Raw genomic sequence first — 18,459 nt, forward strand, 5'->3', positions numbered from 1 at the left:
CGGACTGTGGCTTGCTGTGCGCGGCGGAGACGCACGCGGAGGGGCCCGAAACCGGTGCCGGTTTCGGGCCCCTCCGGAAGAAATGCCGCCTACTTCGGCTGCGGCTTGCGCACCGACAGGTGCAGCTCCCTCAGCCGGGCCTCCTCCAGCTCCGTCGGCGCACCCATCATCAGGTCCTGGGCGTTGCCGTTGAGCGGGAAGGAGATGGTCTCGCGGATGTTCGGCTCGTCCGCGAGGAGCATGACGATGCGGTCGACACCGGGGGCGATGCCGCCGTGCGGCGGGGCGCCGAAACGGAACGCGCGCAGCATGCCCGCGAACTTCTCCTCGACGGTCTCGCGGTCGTAGCCCGCGATCTCGAAGGCCTTGAGCATGATCTCGGGCTCGTGGTTCCGGATCGCGCCGGAGGACAGCTCGACGCCGTTGCAGACGATGTCGTACTGCCAGCCGAGGATGTCCAGCGGGTCCTGGGTCTCCAGGGCCTCAAGGCCGCCCTGCGGCATGGAGAACGGGTTGTGCGAGAAGTCGATCGCGCCGGTCTCCTCGTCCTTCTCGTACATCGGGAAGTCGACGATCCAGCAGAACCGGAAGACGTTCTCCTCGAAGTGCCCGGCGCGCTTGGCGGCCTCGACGCGGACCGCACCCATGATCTTGGAGACCTCGTCGAACTCGCCCGCGCCGAAGAACACGGCGTGACCGGCGGCCAGGTTCAGGCGCTTGGTCAGCTCGGCGACGTTCTCCTCGGTGAGGAACTTCGCGATCGGGCCGGTCAGTGAACCGTCCTCGGTCACCCGCACCCAGGCCAGGCCCTTGGCGCCCTGCGAGACCGCGAAGTCACCGAGCTGGTCGAAGAACTTGCGCGGCTGCGCGGAGACGTCCGGCACCGCCAGCGCGCGCACATGCTTGCCGGCGAACGCCTTGAACTCCGAGCCCTCGAAGACATCGGTGATGTCGACGAGCTCCAGCTGGGCACGCAGGTCCGGCTTGTCGGAGCCGTACTTCAGCATCGCCTCGCGGAACGGGATCCGCGGGAACGGGGACGTGACGTGACGGCCGTTGCCGAACTCCTCGAAGAGTTCGGTCATGAGCTTCTCGATCGGCTGGAAGACGTCCTCCTGCTCGACGAAGCTCATCTCGACGTCGAGCTGGTAGAACTCGCCCGGCGAACGGTCCGCGCGCGCGTCCTCGTCACGGAAGCAGGGCGCGATCTGGAAGTAGCGGTCGAAGCCGGAGATCATCAGCAGCTGCTTGAACTGCTGCGGCGCCTGCGGGAGGGCGTAGAACTTGCCCGGGTTCAGTCGAGAGGGGACCACGAAGTCACGGGCGCCCTCGGGGGAGGTCGCGGACAGGATCGGGGTCGCCATCTCGTTGAAGCCGAGGGCGACCATCTTCGAGCGGATCGAGGCGATCACCGACGACCGCAGCATGATGTTCTTGTGCATGCGCTCGCGGCGCAGGTCGAGGAAGCGGTACTCCAGGCGCCGCTCCTCGTTGACGCCGTCCTCGGTGTTGATCGTGAACGGCAGCGGGGCGGCCGCGCCGAGCAGCTCGACCTCGCCGACCTCGACCTCGATCTCACCGGTGGGCAGGTCCGTGTTGACGTTCTCGGTGCCGCGGGAGACGACCTTGCCGTCGACGCGGACCGTGGACTCCTTGGTCAGCTTGTCGAGGGCCTCGTACGCGGGCGTGCCGGGACGGGCGACCAGCTGCGTGATGCCGTAGTGATCGCGCAGATCGATGAAGAGGATGCCGCCCAGGTCGCGCCGATTGTGCAGCCAGCCACTCAGTCGGACGTCGGTGCCGACGTCAGAGGAGCGGAGCTCGCCGCAGGTGTGGGACCTGTACCGATGCATCGTCGTTCATCCAGTCTTCGCGGATCGGGGGCGTGTTTCACGTGAAACAGCTCCCAGCCTACCGGGGCCCCCGAGATCGCCTCCCCATGATTACGACTCGGCCAACAGTGGCACTCCCGGATCTCCTGTTCTTAAAGTGGGGCAATGCGCACTGGTGAGCCCCTGCCCGCCGTGGGGGACGTCCTCACCGCCCTCGCGACCGGCCTGTGGCACTGGGACACGGCCACGGAACTGGTCACGGTCGATGCCGAGGCCGCTCGGCTGCTCGGCCTGCCCCCGGAACCGGCAACCCTCACGGAAGCCCAGGCCAGGGCACGTCTGCATCCGGTCGACTGGAACGAGATCATCAGCGTCGTCGGGCTCGCCGTCGCCGAGGACACGCTCGCCGAGGTCCGCATCAGGATCATGGACGAGCGGGGCCATGTGACTCGTACCGTGCGCAGCCGCTCCAAGCCGTCGTACGACGCGGACAAGAAGTCGTTCCGGCTCATCGGCACCCTCCAGGAGGTCACCGAGCCGACGCCCGGCACCCCCGCCGGACGCACCGCCGTCACCGGTGACTGGCGCCGCTCCCGCGAGGCCTTCCTGCTGGACGCGGGCCGCGCCCTGGCCGAGGCCCGCTCCACCGCCGAGGTGCTTCGGGTGGCCGCGGGCCTGTCCATGCCGGGCTTCAGCCCCGACGGCCTGGCCGTCTTCGGCGTCGAGGGCGACCGTCTGACGATCATCGGCCACCACGGCCAGCAGCCCGGCGACGAGAGCCCCTTCTCCCACATGTCCCTGGAGACGGACTACCCGGCCGCCGAGGTCGTGCGCACCGGCCGTGCCGTCTATCTCTCCAGTCCCGAGGCCTACCGCACCCGCTACCCGGTCACCTGGCCGCTCGCCCAGCGCTTCGACCGCCAGTCCTGGGCGTTCCTGCCGCTGACGGTGGCCGGCCGCACGATGGGCGCGTGGATGGCGGGCTTCGCCTACCCGGTCGCGTTCACACCCGACGAGCGCTCGGTGCTCACCACGGTGGCACGCATGCTGGCCCAGGCGCTGTCCCGCGCGGGCCTGGCCGAGTCGGAACGCGAACTGACCGACGGCCTCCAGCGCTCGATGCTCCCCACCCTGGGCCCGGAGATACCGGGCATGACCGTCGCCGCCCGCTATGTCCCCACCGGCGGCGGCCTGCAGGTCGGCGGCGACTGGTACGACATGATCCCGCTGCCCGGCGGCACCTCCCGGACGAAGCCCGGGGAAGGACGGTTCGCCCTGGTCATCGGGGACGTCCAGGGCCATGACGTGCGGGCGGCGGGCCTGATGGGCCAGCTCCGCATCGCGCTGCGCGCCTACGCCGCCGAGGGCCACCGCCCCGACGCGGTCCTCTCCCGAGCCTCACGCTTCCTCAACGGCATGACCTACGGCGTCGACGACCCCTCCGACACGCGCTTCGCGACCTGCCTGTACGTCGAGGTCGACCCGGTGACCGGCGTCCTGGAGGTGGCGCGGGCAGGCCACCCCGACCCGGCGACCCGCAAGGCCGACGGCACCGTCCTGGCCCGCCGTACGGCCGGCGGCCTCCCCCTCGGCATCGACCCGGACGCCGACTACCCCACGACCCGGATCGCGCTGGAGCCCGGCGAGACGCTGCTGCTGTGCACCGACGGACTGATCGAGACCGGCGGCCACGACTTCGAGACCGGCTGGAAGCGCATCCGCACCATCCTGGAGAGCCACGACGGCGACCTGGAGGAACTCGCCGACGCCCTGGTCCAGGCCGTCCACGGCCCCTCCTCCCACCACACCATCGGCCCACTCGTCGACCGCCGCGAGGACGACATCGCGGTCCTGCTGCTGTGCCGGCAGGGAGACGCCTCCTGCGGGGACACGGTCGTCGCGGCGCCGACGGTCCGCCGCACGATGCTCTCGGTGGCGCAGGCGGAACCCGAACGGGTCGCGGTCGCCCGCCAGCAACTGCGCGAGCTGCTGCACGACTGGCCCTCCGCCGACCAGGTCGACTCGGCGGTCCTGCTGCTGTCCGAGATGCTGACCAACGTCCTCGTCCACACCGACGCGGACGCGCTGCTGCTCGCGGAGGTCCGCGGCGAGACGGGCGAGCGCAGGATGCGGATCGAGGTCACCGACACCAGCGACGACCTCCCGCACAAACGCCGCCCCGGCGAACTGGCCTCCTCGGGCCGCGGCCTGATGCTGATCGAACTGCTCGCGGACGGGTGGGGAGTGGACCCCCAGGGCGAGGGCAAGAGCATCTGGTTCGAGCTCTACGAGTCCTCGGGCGAGCCCTCCATGTAACGCACGTCAACGCTCGACACGTCGTCACCCGTTCGGGTGTGCACCGAGCGACTGGCGGCGACGGCCACCGCACCGCCTGCACGATGAGTGCCCTGCCGTGATCCCACCGCACGCAAGGAAGTCGCATGGGCAAGCCCGCATCCCCGAAGGACCGTGCCAAGGGGTCCTCGTTCTCGCTGTCGTACGAAGGCGCCCAGCGTGACCCCTCCCCGTCCAACCACATCAAGCTGGGGACCGGCGGATTCTCTTTCAAGGGTTCGACCAAGGCCCTGATCGCCCTCGCGGTGCTGACCTTGGCCGGCGGGGCGACCTATCTGACGCTGACGACCGGTCAGGATCAGGGCAACCCGAGCGGCGCGAGCGTGACACCGGGCACGAGCGCGACATCGAGCGGGGGAGGCAGCGTCGCGGAGGCGCCGACGAAGTCCGGCTCGCCGACGTCCCCGACGTCGGGTGTCACTCAGGCAGCCGGCGCGGCAGTGGCGACCGTACGGGAGCACCGCAAGGTCGTCCTGCGATCCGGATCCAACGTGGATCTGGACTTCACCAACTCCCTTCCCGACATCATCTTCTCCCTCCCGGCGAACACCGCCGACGGCTACACCATCGCCGGCGAGAACGGCGACCTCGCCACCGTCAACGGCCCCGCGACCGCCGAGAGCTGCGCCGCGGCCACCGACTTCGGGTTCGCCATCGACCAGAAGAACATCCGCAAGGGACTCACGGCGTGCGTCCTCACCGACGAGAACCGGGTCGCGGCCATCACCGTCCTCGGCTGGCAGACGGACGACGTGAACTACGAGGGCGGCTTGTCGTCCGTCACCATGGATGTCACCACCTGGGACAAGCCCCAAGGCGCGGCCTGACGCCCGGGCGAGCGATCCATACCGTTCTCTGCCCCCTCGGGTGACCCGAGGGGGCAGAACGAGCATCCATGCCGGAGGAGGACCTACAGCCCGCCCTCGGTCATTCCGTGAACGGCCGGTACCGTCCCCAGCCGCCCCTTCTGGAAGTCGTCGAACGCCTGCTGGAGCTCCTCGCGGGTGTTCATGACGAACGGGCCGTAGTGGGCCATCGGCTCACGGATGGGCCGGCCGCCCAGCAGCACGACCTCCATGTCCGGTGTGTGGGAGTCCTGCTTCTCGTCCGCGCGGACGGTCAGCGAACCGCCGGCGCCGAAGACCGCGGTCTGGCCCAGATGGATCGGACGACGCTCGGCACCCACCGAGCCCTTGCCCGCCAGCACGTACGCCAGCCCGTTGAAGTCCTCCCGCCACGGCAAGGTGATCTCGGCACCCGGCGCCACCGTCGCGTGGATCATCGTGATCGGGGTGTGCGTGATACCGGGACCCTGGTGACCGTCCAGCTCACCGGCGATGACGCGGAGCAGCGCGCCTCCGTCCGGCGTCGACAGCAGCTGCACGCTGCCGCCCCGGATGTCCTGGTACCGCGGCGCCATCATCTTGTCCTTGGCCGGCAGGTTCACCCACAGCTGGAGACCGTGGAAGAGTCCGCCGGACATGACGAGCGCCTCCGGCGGCGCCTCGATGTGGAGAAGACCCGAGCCGGCCGTCATCCACTGGGTGTCGCCGTTGGTGATGGTGCCGCCACCACCCTGTGAGTCCTGGTGGTCAAAGATCCCGTCGATGATGTACGTGACGGTCTCGAAGCCGCGGTGCGGGTGCCACGGGGTCCCCTTCGGTTCCCCTGGCGCGTAGTCCACCTCACCCATCTGGTCCATCATGATGAACGGGTCCAGATGCCGGTAATGGATCCCGGCGAACGCCCGGCGCACCGGGAAACCCTCGCCCTCGAAACCACTCGGCGCGGTCGTCACGCCGAGGACGGGACGGGCCACCGCGTCCGCCGTCGCGGCCACGCGCGGCAGGGTCAGCGGGTTGTCGACAGTCACTGCAGGCATGTCGGTACCTCCTTGTGGAACGAGTTTAGTTGAGCGTTGAACTTTCTGCCACCTCTAACGGCAGAAGCCCGGAGGGCATTCCCTCCAGGCTTCTCCGCGGTCCCACAACCCCTGAAGAGGTCAGGCAGCGAGTTCCGGTTCCCGATCGGCGGCCTTCTCCGGGGTCGGCCGGTCCTCCCGCATCACCAGCGCCGCCAGCAGCGCCGCCGCCAGGACACCGATCGCGCTGACCGTGAAGGTCGTCGCCATGGAGGCGGTGAAGGCTTCGCGGGCCGCTGTCACCAGCCCCGGGTCCTGCAGGGCGACCGCTCCGGCTATCGAGTGCCTCGCCTGCTCCGGCGTCCCCTCCGGCATCCGGTCCGCGAAGCCGCTCGACAGGAGCGAACCCAGGATCGCGATGCCGAGAGCGGTGCCGGCCTGCTGGACCGTGTCGTTCAGGGCCGAGCCGACGCCCGCCTTGTCCTCGGGGATGGTGCCCATCAGCGCCGCCACCGCGGCGGGCATCGCCAGGCCCGCGCCGAGCCCGAGCAGGCCGAGTGCGACCGCCGGGACGGTGAAGCCGGAGTCCGCCGAGACGGTGGTCAGCAGGGCGAAGCAGGCCACCATCACCAGCATGCCCGCAAGGATCACCCGTCGGTTGCCGTACCTCGCGGCGAGCTTGACGCCGACGCCGTTTCCCAGCAGGGCCGTGACCGCCAGCGGCAGGAAGGCCAGTCCCGCTTTCACCGGTGAATAGCCGAGCACGAACTGGAGGTACTGGGTGAGAACGAGCAGCAGACCTCCGTTGCCCGTCTGAACCAGGGCCAGCGAGAGCGAACCGCCGCTGAAGTTGCGGTGCTTGAAGAGGACCAGCGGGACCATGGGGGACTTGGTGACGTTCTCCCAGATGACGAAGCCGACCAGGGAGCCGAGGGCCACGGGCAGGGCGGCCGTCCACACGCCGTGCTGCGGGAGCTCGATGATCCACCAGACCAGTGCGGTCATCCCGGCGGCCGACAGCACCGCGCCCAGCGGGTCTGCCTTCTGCCAGGGCGCCTTCGACTCCGGCATCAGGATCAGACCGGCGACGATCGCGAGGCCTACCACCGGCACGTTGAGAAGGAAGATCGACTGCCAGGAGAAGTGGTCGATCAGGAGGCCGCCGAGCACCGGGCTGCCGACCAGGCCGAGCATCGCCACCGAGCTCCAGGCCGCCATCGCCCTGCCGCGCTCGTCCTCGTCGAAGACGGTGATGAGGATCGAGAGCGTGGACGGCATGATCAGCGCGCCACCGACGCCCATCGCGACGCGGACGGCTATCACCTCGCCGGGCGTGGTGCACCAGAGCGCGGCCAGCGAGGCGGCCCCGAAGAGCAGGAGTCCGATCAGCATCACCTTGCGGCGGCCGAACCGGTCGCCGAGGCTGCCCGAGGTGAGCAGCAGGCCGGCGAAGACCAGGATGTAGGAGTCCAGGATCCACTGGGTGTCCTGGGCGCTCGCTCCGATCTCCTCCGTCATGACCGGCACCGCGACGGTCAGCGCCATGCTGTCGACGACGAGCACCAGGCTGCTCAGGCAGAGCACGACCAGGATCCACCAGCGGCGTGGATTGCGGACTTCCAGGGTGTTCATGACGTTCCCCTCCGACTTCGTGACACCGTTCCCTCGATGCGAACACTGTACGCATAGTGGAACGGTGTTCGCAAGCATCGATTGTTGTACGCTGATCGCGAACGTCGTACGCAGCAGGTCGGGCCGCAAGAGCAGGAGTAGCGATGACGACGAAGCCGCCCCCCATCCCCTCCGTCTGGGCCCGCCCCCAGCGGGAGCCCGACCAGCCGGCGCTCAGCCGTGCCGCCATCGTGCGCGAGGCGATCGTCATGCTGGACGCGGAGGGCGTCGAAGCCCTGAGCATGCGCAAGCTCGCCACCCGGCTGAACGCGGGCGCGGCCTCGCTCTACCGGCACGTGGCCACGAAGGACGAGCTGATGGAGCTGGCGGTGGACGAGGTCGCCGCGGAGATCCACGTCCCCTCGGCCGACGGGACGGACTGGCGGGCGGCCGTCACGGAGGCGGCCCGCTCCTTCCGTACGACGGCCCTACGGCACCCGTGGCTGCCCCCGGTCCTCGGCCAGGCGGGCCTCGCCTATCTGGGCCCCAACCTGATGTCCTACTCGGAGCGGCTGGCGGCCCTGTTCACGGCCGCCGGATTCCCGGACCCGGGCACGGCGATCGACGCGGTGCTGTCGTACGTGATCGGCATGAGCACCACGGAGGCCGCCTGGCTCACCACGGTCACCCGGTCCGGCGACTCAGAGTCGGGCCTCATCGCCCGGCTCCTGCCCGCGGTACAGCAGGCCACGGCCCCGCACAGCCATCTGGCCCAGGGCTACACCGAGACGGAGGAGGCGGCCACGACCGACCCGGCGGCCCTACGGGAAGCGAAATTCGAGGCCGCCCTGGGGATCGTCCTGGACGGCCTGTCACTGCGGCTGCGAGCACCGGGTTCCTGACGGCGACGCGGTGAGCGCCGAGGGCCCCGGCGGCCCGGGCACGCGCTACCCGTACATCCGGCGCATCGCGAACTCGACCATCTGCTCCACGGCCTTCGCGTCGAAGACGATCCGGTGCTCGCCCTCCATGTCGAGGACGAAGCCGTAGCCCGTCGGCAGCAGGTCGAGGACCTCCGCGCCGGTGATGACGAAGTACTTGGACTCCTTGCCCGCGTACCGCCGCAGTTCCTTGAGCGTGGTGAACATGGGGATCACCGGCTGCTGGGTGTTGTGCAGGGCGAGGAAGCCGGGGTTGTCACCGCGCGGGCAGTACACCTTGGACGTGGCGAAGACCTGCTGGAAGTCCTCCGCCGCCATCTGCCCGGTGGTGAAGGCACGCACCGCGTCGGCGAGCGAGGGCGGGGACGGCTCGGGGTACAGCGGCGGCTGCTGGCCGTACCCGCCCACACCGCCGGCCATGGGCTGCTGCGGCGGGACGCCGTACTGCTGCTGGGCACCAGCGTTCTGGTCGTAGCCGTACATGGGCGTAAGAGTACCGAGGGGAGTGGGGCGGCGGGCGGCTACCGTCACCCCGGAAACCGACAGCGACCCGACAGCGGCCGGCCCTGGGTTTCGGGCGGCCCGCGCTCGTAGCGTCGATGCATGCACAGACACGGTGACGACGAGGTCCACGAGCACGACAGAGGGCTCTCCCACGACCTTCCCGTGCTCGCCCGCCGACGGATGATCCGGCTGCTGGCGGGCGCGGGGGCGGGGGCCGGCCTGGCGGCCCTGGTGGGCTGTACCGCCGAGGACAGCTCTTCCGACCAGACCTCCGCCTCCACCTCCGCGGCGGACTGCGCCCCCGTCCCCGAGGAGACGGCCGGCCCCTACCCCGGCGACGGCTCGAACGGCGTGAACGTACTGAAGGAGAGCGGGGTCGTCCGCACCGACATCACGCACAGCTTCGGTGATTCCGCGGGCGGGACCGCCGAGGGCGTCCCCCTGACCTTCACACTCACGGTCGTGGACGCCGACTCCGGCTGCGGGACCCCGCGCAAGGGCGCCGCCGTCTACGTCTGGCACTGCGACCGCGAGGGCGGCTACTCCCTGTACACGGAAGGCGTCACCGACGAGAACTACCTGCGGGGCGTCCAGGAGACCGACGCGCGGGGGCGGGTGACGTTCACCAGCGTCTTCCCCGGCTGCTACACCGGCCGCTGGCCGCACATCCACTTCGAGGTCTACGGCAGCCTGGCGGACGCCACGAGGGCCACCGCGATCACCAGCACCTCACAGCTCGCCCTCCCCAAGGACGTCTGCGACACCGTGTACGCCACCGAGGGTTACGAGCGGAGCGTGGACAATCTCGGCCGGCTCTCCCTGGAGTCGGACAGCGTCTTCAGGGACGGCCACGACCAGCAGCTCGCGGCGGTGGAGGGGAGCGTCGAGGCGGGGTACACCGCCACGTTGACCATCGCGGTGTGAACCGTCACAGATGGCCGGATCGGGGTTGCAACTTATTACCGACGGGTAGCATCATCGTAGCTACTTGTTGGTACGTGAACTAGCGCGAGGAACCAAGTGCCTCGCCGATCTCTTGACGGAGCCGTCGCCATGGGGCACTACAAGTCGAATCTGCGCGACATCGAGTTCAACCTCTTCGAAGTACTCGGTCGCGACAAGCTGTACGGGACCGGGCCCTTCGCGGAGATGGACGTCGAGACCGCGAAGAGCATCCTGGAGGAGCTGACCCGCCTCTCCGAGAACGAGCTGGCGGAGTCCTTCGCGGACGCCGACCGCAACCCGCCGGTCTTCGACCCCGAGACGAACACCGCGCCGGTCCCGGCGTCCTTCAAGAAGAGCTACAAGGCCTTCATGGACTCCGAGTACTGGCGGCTCGGCCTGCCCGAGGAGATCGGCGGCACCACCGCGCCCCGCTCCCTCATCTGGGCCTACGCGGAGCTGATCCTCGGCGCCAACCCGGCCGTGTGGATGTACTCCTCCGGCCCGGCCTTCGCGGGCATCCTCTTCGACGAGGGCAACGACGTGCAGAAGCACATCGCGAAGATCGCCGTGGAGAAGCAGTGGGGCTCCACCATGGTCCTCACCGAGCCGGACGCCGGCTCGGACGTGGGCGCCGGCCGCACCAAGGCGGTCCAGCAGGAGGACGGCTCCTGGCACATCGAGGGCGTCAAGCGCTTCATCACGTCCGGTGAGCACGACATGGAGGAGAACATCCTCCACTACGTGCTCGCGCGGCCCGAGGGCGCCGGTCCCGGCACCAAGGGGCTGTCCCTCTTCCTCGTCCCCAAGTACCTCTTCGACTTCGAGACCGGCGAGCTGGGCGAGCGCAACGGCGTCTACGCCACCAACGTCGAGCACAAGATGGGCCTGAAGGCCTCCAACACCTGCGAGATGACCTTCGGCGACCGCCACCCCGCCAAGGGCTGGCTCATCGGCGACAAGCACGACGGCATCCGCCAGATGTTCCGCATCATCGAGTTCGCCCGCATGATGGTCGGCACGAAGGCGATCTCCACGCTCTCCACCGGCTACCTCAACGCGCTGGAGTACGCCAAGGAGCGCGTCCAGGGTCCGGACCTGGCCAACTTCATGGACAAGACCGCGCCCAAGGTCACCATCACCCACCACCCCGACGTACGCCGCTCGCTGATGACGCAGAAGGCGTACGCGGAGGGCATGCGCGCCCTCGTGATGTACACCGCGGCCGTCCAGGACGAGATCCAGGTCAAGGAGGCGAACGGCGAGGACGTCTCCGTCGAGAACGCCCTCAACGACCTGCTCCTGCCGATCGTGAAGGGCTACGGCTCCGAGAAGGCCTACGAGCTGCTCGCCCAGTCCCTGCAGACCTTCGGCGGCTCCGGCTTCCTGCAGGAGTACCCGATCGAGCAGTACATCCGGGACTCCAAGATCGACACCCTGTACGAGGGCACCACCGCGATCCAGGGCCAGGACTTCTTCTTCCGGAAGATCGTCCGCAACCAGGGCTCCGCGCTGAACTCGCTCGCCGAGGACATCAAGAAGTTCCTCGCCCTCGGCACCGGCGGCGAGGAGCTGGCCGGCGCCCGCGAGCACCTCGCCAAGGCGGCCGTCGAGCTGGAGGCCATCGTCGGTCTGATGCTGACCGACCTCGCGGCCACCGAGCAGGACGTCAAGAACATCTACAAGGTGGGCCTCAACACCACCCGCCTGCTGATGGCCTCCGGTGACGTCGTCGTCGGCTACCTGCTCCTCAAGGGCGCCGCGATCGCCGCCGAGAAGCTGGAGACCGCCTCCGCGAAGGACAAGGCGTTCTACACGGGCAAGATCGCGGCGGCGAAGTTCTTCGCGGCCAACGTGCTGCCCGGCGTGACCCTGGCCCGCAAGGTCGCCGAGGGCGTCGAGCTGGACCTCATGGAGCTGGACGAGGCCGCGTTCTAGGACACACCTGTACAGCTGCACGCAGTCCTCACGAGGGCCCGCTTCCATCGCCGGGAGCGGGCCCTCGTACGTCGTTAAGGTGAACCCCATGAGCGCACCCCACCGCTTCGACCGCGGCCACACCGACGACCTCATGACCTTCCTGGCGGCGAGCCCCACGCCGTACCACGCGGTGGCGAACGCCGCCGAGCGGCTGGAGAAGGCAGGCTTCCGCCAGGTCTCGGAGACGGACGCCTGGGACGGATCGAGCGGCGGCAAGTACGTGCTGCGCGGCGGTGCGATCATCGCCTGGTACGTCCCCGAGGACGCGGCGCCCCACACGCCGTACCGCATCGTCGGCGCGCACACCGACTCCCCGAACCTGCGGGTCAAGCCGCTGCCGGACACCGGGGCGCACGGCTGGCGCCAGGTCGCCGTGGAGATCTACGGCGGTCCCCTGATGAACTCCTGGCTGGACCGGGACCTGGGGCTGGCCGGCCGGCTGACGCTGCGGGACGGCTCGACGCGGCTGGTGAACGTGGACCGGCCGCTGCTGAGGGTGCCGCAGCTGGCCATCCACCTGGACCGCGCGGTGTCGTCGGACGGTCTCAAGCTCGACAAGCAGCGGCACCTCCAGCCCGTCTGGGGCCTCGGCCACGACGTGCGCGACGGCGACCTGATCGCCTTCCTGGAGGAGGAACTGGAGCTCGGCGCGGGTGAGGTGACCGGCTGGGACCTGATGACGCACTCCGTGGAGGCGCCCGCCTACCTGGGCCGGGACAAGGAGCTGGTGGCCGGTCCCCGGATGGACAACCTGCTGTCCGTGCACGCGGCGGTGGCCGCCCTGACCGCGGTGTCCGGCGCTCCCCGGCTGCCGTACATCCCCGTCCTCGCCGCCTTCGACCACGAGGAGAACGGTTCGCAGTCGGACACCGGCGCCGACGGGCCGCTGCTCGGCCAGGTCCTGGAGCGCTCGGTGTTCGCGCGGGGCGGGGCGTACGAGGACCGGGCGCGGGCCTTCGCGGGGACGGTCTGTCTGTCCTCCGACACCGGGCACGCCGTGCACCCCAACTACGCGGAGCGGCACGACCCGACGCACCACCCGCGCGTCAACGGCGGCCCGATCCTCAAGGTCAACGTCAACAACCGCTACGCCACGGACGGTTCGGGCCGTGCCGTGTGGGCGGCCGCCTGCGAGCGGGCCGACGTGCCCTTCCAGTCCTTCGTCTCCAACAACTCCATGCCCTGCGGCACGACGATCGGCCCGATCACCGCGGCCCGGCACGGCATCAAGACCGTCGACATCGGGGTGGCGATCCTGTCGATGCACAGCGTGCGGGAGTTGTGCGGCGCGGACGACCCGCATCTGCTGGCGAACGCTCTGGTGGCGTTCCTGGAGGGGTAGTTCGGGGAAAGTGGGGGTACCCGGATGTCCGGGCCGGAACTACCGGACCGGACAGGGAGGCGACACTCATGGGCCTCGGCGGGTGCATCATCCTCATCGCCGTGGGAGCAATCCTCACGTTCGCCACCGACTGGCACATGCAGGGGGTCAACCTCGACCTGGTCGGTGTGATCCTGATGATCGTGGGACTGATCGGCGTGACGACGTTCAGCAGCATCGCCCGGCGGCGGCGCGTGGTGGTACCGCCCACCACGCAGACGGTCGTCGAGGAACGGCGCCGGGACGGATACTCCGACGGATACGGCGTGTAAGAAACATCGAGCGTCACGACGGCCGGACAGGGCTGTGGCCGAACAGCATGGCGATGGTGGTGGCGGCCACGACGTTGGTAGCGGCGGGAGTCGCGCTGTTCAAGCTGGTTCCGCGCAGGCGGTAGGACCTACGAGTCCTCGTCCGTCCCGGCGAGGATCAGCGCAAGCCGGTCCGTTCCCGTCCGGGTCAGGCGGACCGGAACCCCCCAGTCCTGCTGGTGGAGGTGACAGGCCGGGTACTCGTTCGCGAGACCCGCGGCGGAGCCGCTGTCGGATGCCGTGTCGCAGGACGCGGCCATGGCCGAGATGTGCAGGACGCCCTGCTCGATCGCGGGGTTCAGTTCGAGGGTGCGGGACAGGTCTGTTCCCGCACCCTCGCCGTCTTTCAGCAGCTCGGGCGGGGTGGAGGACACGAGCAGGCGGGTCGAGGGGCCGTATCGGGTGTCCAGCTTCCGGCCCGCCGGGGCCTGGAAGACCACGTCCAACCGGAGTGTGCCCGGAGCGACTTCGGTGGCCGCGCGCTGCGTGCGGTGGGCCTTCGACTCGACGCGTACGGCCTCCTCGGGCAGCCTGAGCCGGGTCAGCCGGTGCCGGGCAGACTCGACGACCACGATCTCCTCGCCGACCAGGACCGCGTCGCTCGGCTCGCGCAGATCCGTGGCGAGGGTGGTGACCTGGCCGGTCGCCGGGTCGTAGCGGCGCAGGGCGTGGTTGTAGGTGTCGCTGACCGCGACCGAGCCGTCGGGCAGCGCGGTGACACCCAAGGGGTGCTGGAGTAGCGCCTGTTCGGCGGCGCCGTCGCGGTGCCCGAAGTCGAAGAGGCCGGTGCCGACGGCGGTGTGGACGGCTCCGTCCAGGTCGACCCAGCGCAGGGCGGAGGTCTCGGAGTCGGCGAGCCACAGGCGCTCGCCGTCCGGTGACACCGCGAGGCCGGAGGGCTGGGCGAACCAGGCCTCGGCGCCGGGCCCGTCGACCAGACCCTCGTTGGTGGTTCCGGCCACGGCCGCGACGGTCTCGTCGCCCGGGTCGTACGCCCACAGCTGGTGGACGCCCGCCATCGCGATCCACACCAGGCCGTGCCACACGGCCACGTCCCACGGGGAGGACAGGTCGGTCTCGCGCGCGGGGCCGGTAGTGGGGGAGCCCCGCCACCACTGGCGTCCGGTGCCGGCCAGGGTGGTGACCTCGCCGGTGTCGAGGTCGAGGCGGCGCAGGGCGTGGTTGACGGTGTCGGCGACGACCACGGAGCCCTCGTCCAGGAGGGCGAGCCCCTGCGGTTCATTGAAGCCGGCCGTTTTCGCCGTACCGTCGGCGAACCCGCGCGCGCCGGATCCGATCCGTCGTACGACGCTCTCACCGTCCGCGGCGAACTCCACCAGTTGGTGCCGGGTGGTGTCGCTGACCAGGAGATTTCCGGACGGCAGCGGGAGTGCCCGGCCCGGGAAGCGCAGGGTGGTCGGCTCGGGCTCCGGCGCCACATACGGCCCGTCGCCGCGCCGCAGGGTGCCCTTCGCGCCGTGCTCGGCCTCCAGCTCCGTCACCAGCCGGTCGATCGCGTGCACATGCCCCTCACCGGCATGTTGCGCGACGACGTACCCCTCCGGGTCGATGACGACAAGCGTCGGCCAGGCGCGGACCGCGTACTGCTTCCAGGTCGCGAGCTCCGGGTCGTCGAGGACGGGATGCCCGACGCCGTACCGCTCCACGGCGTCCGCCACCGCCGCGTGCTCCGCCTCGTGCACGAACTTCGGCGAGTGCACACCGATCACCACGACGGTGTCGGAGTGCTTCTCCTCCAGCTCCCTCAGCTCGTCGAGGACATGCAGGCAGTTCACACAGCAAAAGGTCCAGAAGTCGAGGATCACGATGCGACCTCGCAGGTCGGCGAGGGTGTACCGCTTCCCGCCCGTGTTCAGCCAGCCGCCCTTGCCGATCAGCTCGGGGGCGCGGACACGGACGCGACGGGGTGCGGAATCGCTCATGGATCAAGGGTGCCACCCGGCACCGACAGTCACCTCAGCGCGTGACCCGTCGTCACGTCCACATGACCGGGGACCTCGTCGTGGCGGTCGCCGACCGTGGAGGTGCCGGTCGGTTCGAGAAGGAGAATGTCGGTGGGGACGGGGGCGTACGGCTTGTGCTCGACGCCTCGCGGGACGGTGAAGACGGACAGCTTCGGCAGGACGACCGTGCGTTCGCCGGCCGGCTCGCGCAGGGAGATGTGCAGTTCGCCGTCGAGGACCAGGAAGAACTCGTCGGTGTCGTCGTGGACGTGCCAGAGGTGCTCCCCCTCGACGTGCGTGACGCGGACGTCGTAGTCGTTGACGGCGGTGACGATACGGGGGCTCCACTGCTCGGTGAAGGAGGCGAGGGCGGTGGGCAGGGAGACGGGTTCAGTTGCCATGGCGTCATCGTGCGGGGTGGCCCGGCCGACGTACGAGTGCTAGGAATCGCGTATGCCGCAAGGATCCTCTCACCGCGTCGTCCTGATCGTGGACGAGAACTCGAACCCGTTCGAGATGAGCTGCGCCATCGAGGTCTTCGGCCTGCGCCGACCCGAACTCGGGCGTCAGCTGTACGACTTCACGCTGTGCGCCGCCGAGCCGCACACCCGTATGCGGGACGGCTTCTTCACGCTCACCGGAGTCGCCGGTCTGGAGGCGGCGGACGGGGCGGACACGCTGATCGTGCCGAACCGGCCCGACACCGACACCCCGCGCTCGCCCCGGGTGCTGGACGCGGTACGCCGGGCACACGCGCGTGGCGCCCGGCTCGTCGGCTTCTGCTCGGGTGCGTTCACCCTGGCGGAGGCCGGGCTGCTGGACGGGCGGCGGGCCGCCTGCCACTGGATGTGGACCGACTCGTTCCGGTCCCGCTTCCCGCAGGTCCGGTTGGAGCCCGACGTCCTGTTCGTCGACGACGGCGACATCCTCACGGCGTCCGGCAGTGCCTCGGCACTCGACCTGGGGCTGCACCTCGTCCGCCGGGACCACGGTGCCGAGATCGCCAACCACGTCTCCCGCAGGCTCGTCTTCGCCGCCCACCGCGACGGCGGACAGCGGCAGTTCGTGGAGCGGCCCGTGCCCGAGGTGCGGGACGAGTCGCTGGGCCCGCTGCTCGCCTGGGCGCAGGGACGGCTGGGGGAACCGCTGACCGTCGCCGACCTGGCGGCCCGCGCCGCCGTCTCCCCCGCGACCCTGCACCGCCGCTTCCAGGCGCAGCTCGGTACGACTCCGCTGGCCTGGCTGACGGGGGAGAGGGTGGCGCTGGCGTGCCGGCTCATCGAGCGCGGGGAGGAGCGGCTGGACGTGGTGGCCGCGCGGAGCGGTCTGGGGACGGCCGCGAACCTCCGCGCGCGGGTGCGGCGCGAGACGGGACTCAGCCCGTCGGCCTATCGACGGCGTTTCGGGACCGGCGCCGGGGAAGCGGTAACAGCATGAGATTCCTCGTACGCGACCGGCTCCTCGGCATCGGTGACGACTATTGGATCGAGGACGACCGGGGCAACAAGGTCTTCCTCGTCGACGGCAAGGCCATGCGGGTCCGGGACACCTTCGAGCTGAAGGACACCCATGGGCGGGTCCTGATCGACATCCACCAGAAGATGTTCGCCCTGCGCGACACCATGGTGATCGAGCGGGACGGCGAGCCGCTGGCGACGATCAAGCGGAAGCGCCTGTCGCTGCTGCGCAACCACTACCGGGTGGCCCTCGCCGACGGCAGCACCGAACTCGACGTCAGCGGCAAGATCCTCGACCGGGAGTTCGCCGTCGAGTACGACGGTGAGCTGCTCGCGGTGGTCTCGCGGCGCTGGCTGCACGTCCGCGAGACCTACGGCGTCGACATCGTCCGGGACGACGCGGATCCGGCGCTGCTCATCGCGGTGGCGGTGTGCGTGATCCACCTCGCGGAGAAGGAGCGGGGGGACGACTGACGCGGCGAGGGAGAATCGGAGCACCCGGTCCGACCGGGGGATCGGAGCACCCGGTTCGGTCGGGCCGTCAGAGCACCCGGTCCTTCAGGGCCGGGAACTGCTCCCTGGTCACGGCCACCTTCCCGGGGTCGAACTCCACCGTGAGGACCTCCTCGTCGGCGCCCGCCTCCGCGAGGACCTGGCCCCACGGATCCACCACGATCGAGTGACCGGCCTGCGGAACTCGTGCGTGCGTCCCGGCCGTTCCACAAGCGAGCACGAACGCCTGGTTCTCGACCGCCCGCGCCCGGGCCAGCAGCGTCCAGTGATCGCGGCGGCGTTCCGGCCAGCCCGCCGGGATCACCAGGGTCTCGGCGCCCGCGTCCACGAGACCGCGGAAGAGTTCGGGGAAGCGGAGGTCGTAACAGGTGGCGACGCCGAGGGTCGTCTCGGGCAGACGGACCGTCACCAGGTCCTCGCCCCGGCCCATCAGGACGGCCTCGCCCTTGTCGAAGCCGAAGCGGTGGATCTTGCGGTAGGAGGCGGCGAGTTCACCGGTGGGTGAGAAGAGGAGGGAGGTGTTGTAGAGGGTGCCGTCCTGGACCCGCTCGGGGATCGAGCCCGCGTGCAGCCACACGCCCGCGTCGCTCGCGGCCTTCGCCATGACCTCGTGGGTCGGTCCTTCCAGGGGCTCGGCCGCGCCGGCGAACTCCTCGAAGGCGAACGCCCCGGTGGTCCACAGCTCCGGCAGCACGACGAGGTCGGCTTCGGCCTGTTCCCGTACCAGTGACGCCATGCGACGCCGACGCGATTCGACCGATTCGTCCTCATCCACGGCGATCTGGATCAGAGAGGCGCGCACACTAC

The 18,459-nt window shown here is 69.9% G+C and carries 16 protein-coding genes; 9 read left to right on the plus strand and 7 right to left on the minus strand.

The window, feature by feature from the left end:
* Nucleotides 1-89: 89 nt before the first annotated feature.
* The gene (gene aspS, locus ABZT93_RS25830) at nucleotides 90-1,853 is read right to left on the minus strand and encodes an aspartate--tRNA ligase (RefSeq protein WP_356108716.1); all 1,764 of its coding nucleotides are present in this window, start codon (nucleotides 1,851-1,853) and stop codon (nucleotides 90-92) included.
* Nucleotides 1,854-1,997: 144 nt separating this feature from the next.
* Between aspS and ABZT93_RS25835 the strand changes: the two genes are divergently transcribed.
* Entirely contained in the window at nucleotides 1,998-4,148 is a 2,151-nt protein-coding gene (locus ABZT93_RS25835) for a SpoIIE family protein phosphatase (protein WP_356108719.1), read from the plus strand.
* A 125-nt stretch (nucleotides 4,149-4,273) separates the two neighbouring features.
* Entirely contained in the window at nucleotides 4,274-5,014 is a 741-nt protein-coding gene (locus ABZT93_RS25840; RefSeq protein ID WP_356108722.1) for a hypothetical protein, read from the plus strand.
* 83 nt (nucleotides 5,015-5,097) lie between these two features.
* On the opposite strand, the gene ABZT93_RS25845 is transcribed toward ABZT93_RS25840, so the two are convergent.
* Nucleotides 5,098-6,069, minus strand: a complete 972-nt coding sequence (locus ABZT93_RS25845) for a pirin family protein (RefSeq protein ID WP_356108725.1) — start codon at nucleotides 6,067-6,069, stop codon at nucleotides 5,098-5,100.
* Between the two features lie 120 nt (nucleotides 6,070-6,189).
* Nucleotides 6,190-7,680 (minus strand): MFS transporter, encoded by a 1,491-nt coding sequence (locus tag ABZT93_RS25850; protein WP_356108728.1) that lies wholly within the window; start codon nucleotides 7,678-7,680, stop codon nucleotides 6,190-6,192.
* A 143-nt stretch (nucleotides 7,681-7,823) separates the two neighbouring features.
* Between ABZT93_RS25850 and ABZT93_RS25855 the strand changes: the two genes are divergently transcribed.
* Nucleotides 7,824-8,561, plus strand: a complete 738-nt coding sequence (locus tag ABZT93_RS25855; RefSeq protein WP_356108731.1) for a TetR/AcrR family transcriptional regulator C-terminal domain-containing protein — start codon at nucleotides 7,824-7,826, stop codon at nucleotides 8,559-8,561.
* Nucleotides 8,562-8,606: 45 nt separating this feature from the next.
* Here ABZT93_RS25855 and ABZT93_RS25860 read toward each other — a convergent pair whose 3' ends face one another.
* Nucleotides 8,607-9,083, minus strand: coding sequence for an SseB family protein (locus ABZT93_RS25860; protein ID WP_330265677.1), 477 nt, complete (start codon nucleotides 9,081-9,083; stop codon nucleotides 8,607-8,609).
* 120 nt (nucleotides 9,084-9,203) lie between these two features.
* On the opposite strand from ABZT93_RS25860, the gene ABZT93_RS25865 reads away from it, so the two are divergent.
* The 4 genes from ABZT93_RS25865 (at nucleotide 9,204) to ABZT93_RS25880 (ending at nucleotide 13,679) form a co-directional block, all read left to right on the plus strand.
* On the plus strand, nucleotides 9,204-10,028 hold the full coding sequence (locus ABZT93_RS25865) for an intradiol ring-cleavage dioxygenase (protein ID WP_356108734.1): 825 nt from the start codon (nucleotides 9,204-9,206) through the stop codon (nucleotides 10,026-10,028).
* Between the two features lie 129 nt (nucleotides 10,029-10,157).
* The gene (locus ABZT93_RS25870; RefSeq protein WP_356108737.1) at nucleotides 10,158-11,984 is read left to right on the plus strand and encodes an acyl-CoA dehydrogenase; all 1,827 of its coding nucleotides are present in this window, start codon (nucleotides 10,158-10,160) and stop codon (nucleotides 11,982-11,984) included.
* Nucleotides 11,985-12,072: 88 nt separating this feature from the next.
* Nucleotides 12,073-13,368, plus strand: a complete 1,296-nt coding sequence (locus tag ABZT93_RS25875) for a M18 family aminopeptidase (protein ID WP_356108740.1) — start codon at nucleotides 12,073-12,075, stop codon at nucleotides 13,366-13,368.
* 68 nt (nucleotides 13,369-13,436) lie between these two features.
* Entirely contained in the window at nucleotides 13,437-13,679 is a 243-nt protein-coding gene (locus ABZT93_RS25880; protein ID WP_355750145.1) for a DUF6458 family protein, read from the plus strand.
* A 128-nt stretch (nucleotides 13,680-13,807) separates the two neighbouring features.
* Here the strand turns inward: ABZT93_RS25880 and ABZT93_RS25885 are convergent, their stop codons facing one another.
* Both ABZT93_RS25885 and ABZT93_RS25890 read right to left on the minus strand, forming a co-directional pair.
* On the minus strand, nucleotides 13,808-15,661 hold the full coding sequence (locus tag ABZT93_RS25885; protein WP_356108743.1) for an NHL domain-containing thioredoxin family protein: 1,854 nt from the start codon (nucleotides 15,659-15,661) through the stop codon (nucleotides 13,808-13,810).
* 29 nt (nucleotides 15,662-15,690) lie between these two features.
* Nucleotides 15,691-16,083 (minus strand): cupin domain-containing protein, encoded by a 393-nt coding sequence (locus ABZT93_RS25890; protein WP_356108745.1) that lies wholly within the window; start codon nucleotides 16,081-16,083, stop codon nucleotides 15,691-15,693.
* A gap of 52 nt (nucleotides 16,084-16,135) precedes the next feature.
* Between ABZT93_RS25890 and ABZT93_RS25895 the strand changes: the two genes are divergently transcribed.
* Complete coding sequence (locus ABZT93_RS25895; protein ID WP_356108748.1) at nucleotides 16,136-17,119, plus strand: helix-turn-helix domain-containing protein; 984 nt, start codon at nucleotides 16,136-16,138, stop codon at nucleotides 17,117-17,119.
* The gene (locus ABZT93_RS25900; protein ID WP_356108751.1) at nucleotides 17,116-17,613 is read left to right on the plus strand and encodes an LURP-one-related family protein; all 498 of its coding nucleotides are present in this window, start codon (nucleotides 17,116-17,118) and stop codon (nucleotides 17,611-17,613) included. The genes ABZT93_RS25895 and ABZT93_RS25900 overlap by 4 nt, the downstream gene beginning before the upstream one ends.
* A gap of 67 nt (nucleotides 17,614-17,680) precedes the next feature.
* On the opposite strand, the gene ABZT93_RS25905 is transcribed toward ABZT93_RS25900, so the two are convergent.
* The gene (locus tag ABZT93_RS25905; RefSeq protein ID WP_356108753.1) at nucleotides 17,681-18,454 is read right to left on the minus strand and encodes a carbon-nitrogen family hydrolase; all 774 of its coding nucleotides are present in this window, start codon (nucleotides 18,452-18,454) and stop codon (nucleotides 17,681-17,683) included.
* Nucleotides 18,455-18,459: the final 5 nt, after the last annotated feature.

The organism is Streptomyces sp. NPDC005303 (assembly GCF_040607335.1).
Classification (GTDB): Bacteria; Actinomycetota; Actinomycetes; order Streptomycetales; family Streptomycetaceae; genus Streptomyces.

What these genes read in the sequence shown, in the direction of transcription:
- aspS (WP_356108716.1), bottom strand. Translation starts at nt 1,853, where the DNA reads ATGCATCGGTACAGGTCCCACACCTGCGGCGAGCTCCGCTCCTCTGAC.
- ABZT93_RS25835 (WP_356108719.1), top strand. Translation starts at nt 1,998, where the DNA reads ATGCGCACTGGTGAGCCCCTGCCCGCCGTGGGGGACGTCCTCACCGCC.
- ABZT93_RS25840 (WP_356108722.1), top strand. Translation starts at nt 4,274, where the DNA reads ATGGGCAAGCCCGCATCCCCGAAGGACCGTGCCAAGGGGTCCTCGTTC.
- ABZT93_RS25845 (WP_356108725.1), bottom strand. Translation starts at nt 6,069, where the DNA reads ATGCCTGCAGTGACTGTCGACAACCCGCTGACCCTGCCGCGCGTGGCC.
- ABZT93_RS25850 (WP_356108728.1), bottom strand. Translation starts at nt 7,680, where the DNA reads ATGAACACCCTGGAAGTCCGCAATCCACGCCGCTGGTGGATCCTGGTC.
- ABZT93_RS25855 (WP_356108731.1), top strand. Translation starts at nt 7,824, where the DNA reads ATGACGACGAAGCCGCCCCCCATCCCCTCCGTCTGGGCCCGCCCCCAG.
- ABZT93_RS25860 (WP_330265677.1), bottom strand. Translation starts at nt 9,083, where the DNA reads ATGTACGGCTACGACCAGAACGCTGGTGCCCAGCAGCAGTACGGCGTC.
- ABZT93_RS25865 (WP_356108734.1), top strand. Translation starts at nt 9,204, where the DNA reads ATGCACAGACACGGTGACGACGAGGTCCACGAGCACGACAGAGGGCTC.
- ABZT93_RS25870 (WP_356108737.1), top strand. Translation starts at nt 10,158, where the DNA reads ATGGGGCACTACAAGTCGAATCTGCGCGACATCGAGTTCAACCTCTTC.
- ABZT93_RS25875 (WP_356108740.1), top strand. Translation starts at nt 12,073, where the DNA reads ATGAGCGCACCCCACCGCTTCGACCGCGGCCACACCGACGACCTCATG.
- ABZT93_RS25880 (WP_355750145.1), top strand. Translation starts at nt 13,437, where the DNA reads ATGGGCCTCGGCGGGTGCATCATCCTCATCGCCGTGGGAGCAATCCTC.
- ABZT93_RS25885 (WP_356108743.1), bottom strand. Translation starts at nt 15,661, where the DNA reads ATGAGCGATTCCGCACCCCGTCGCGTCCGTGTCCGCGCCCCCGAGCTG.
- ABZT93_RS25890 (WP_356108745.1), bottom strand. Translation starts at nt 16,083, where the DNA reads ATGGCAACTGAACCCGTCTCCCTGCCCACCGCCCTCGCCTCCTTCACC.
- ABZT93_RS25895 (WP_356108748.1), top strand. Translation starts at nt 16,136, where the DNA reads ATGCCGCAAGGATCCTCTCACCGCGTCGTCCTGATCGTGGACGAGAAC.
- ABZT93_RS25900 (WP_356108751.1), top strand. Translation starts at nt 17,116, where the DNA reads ATGAGATTCCTCGTACGCGACCGGCTCCTCGGCATCGGTGACGACTAT.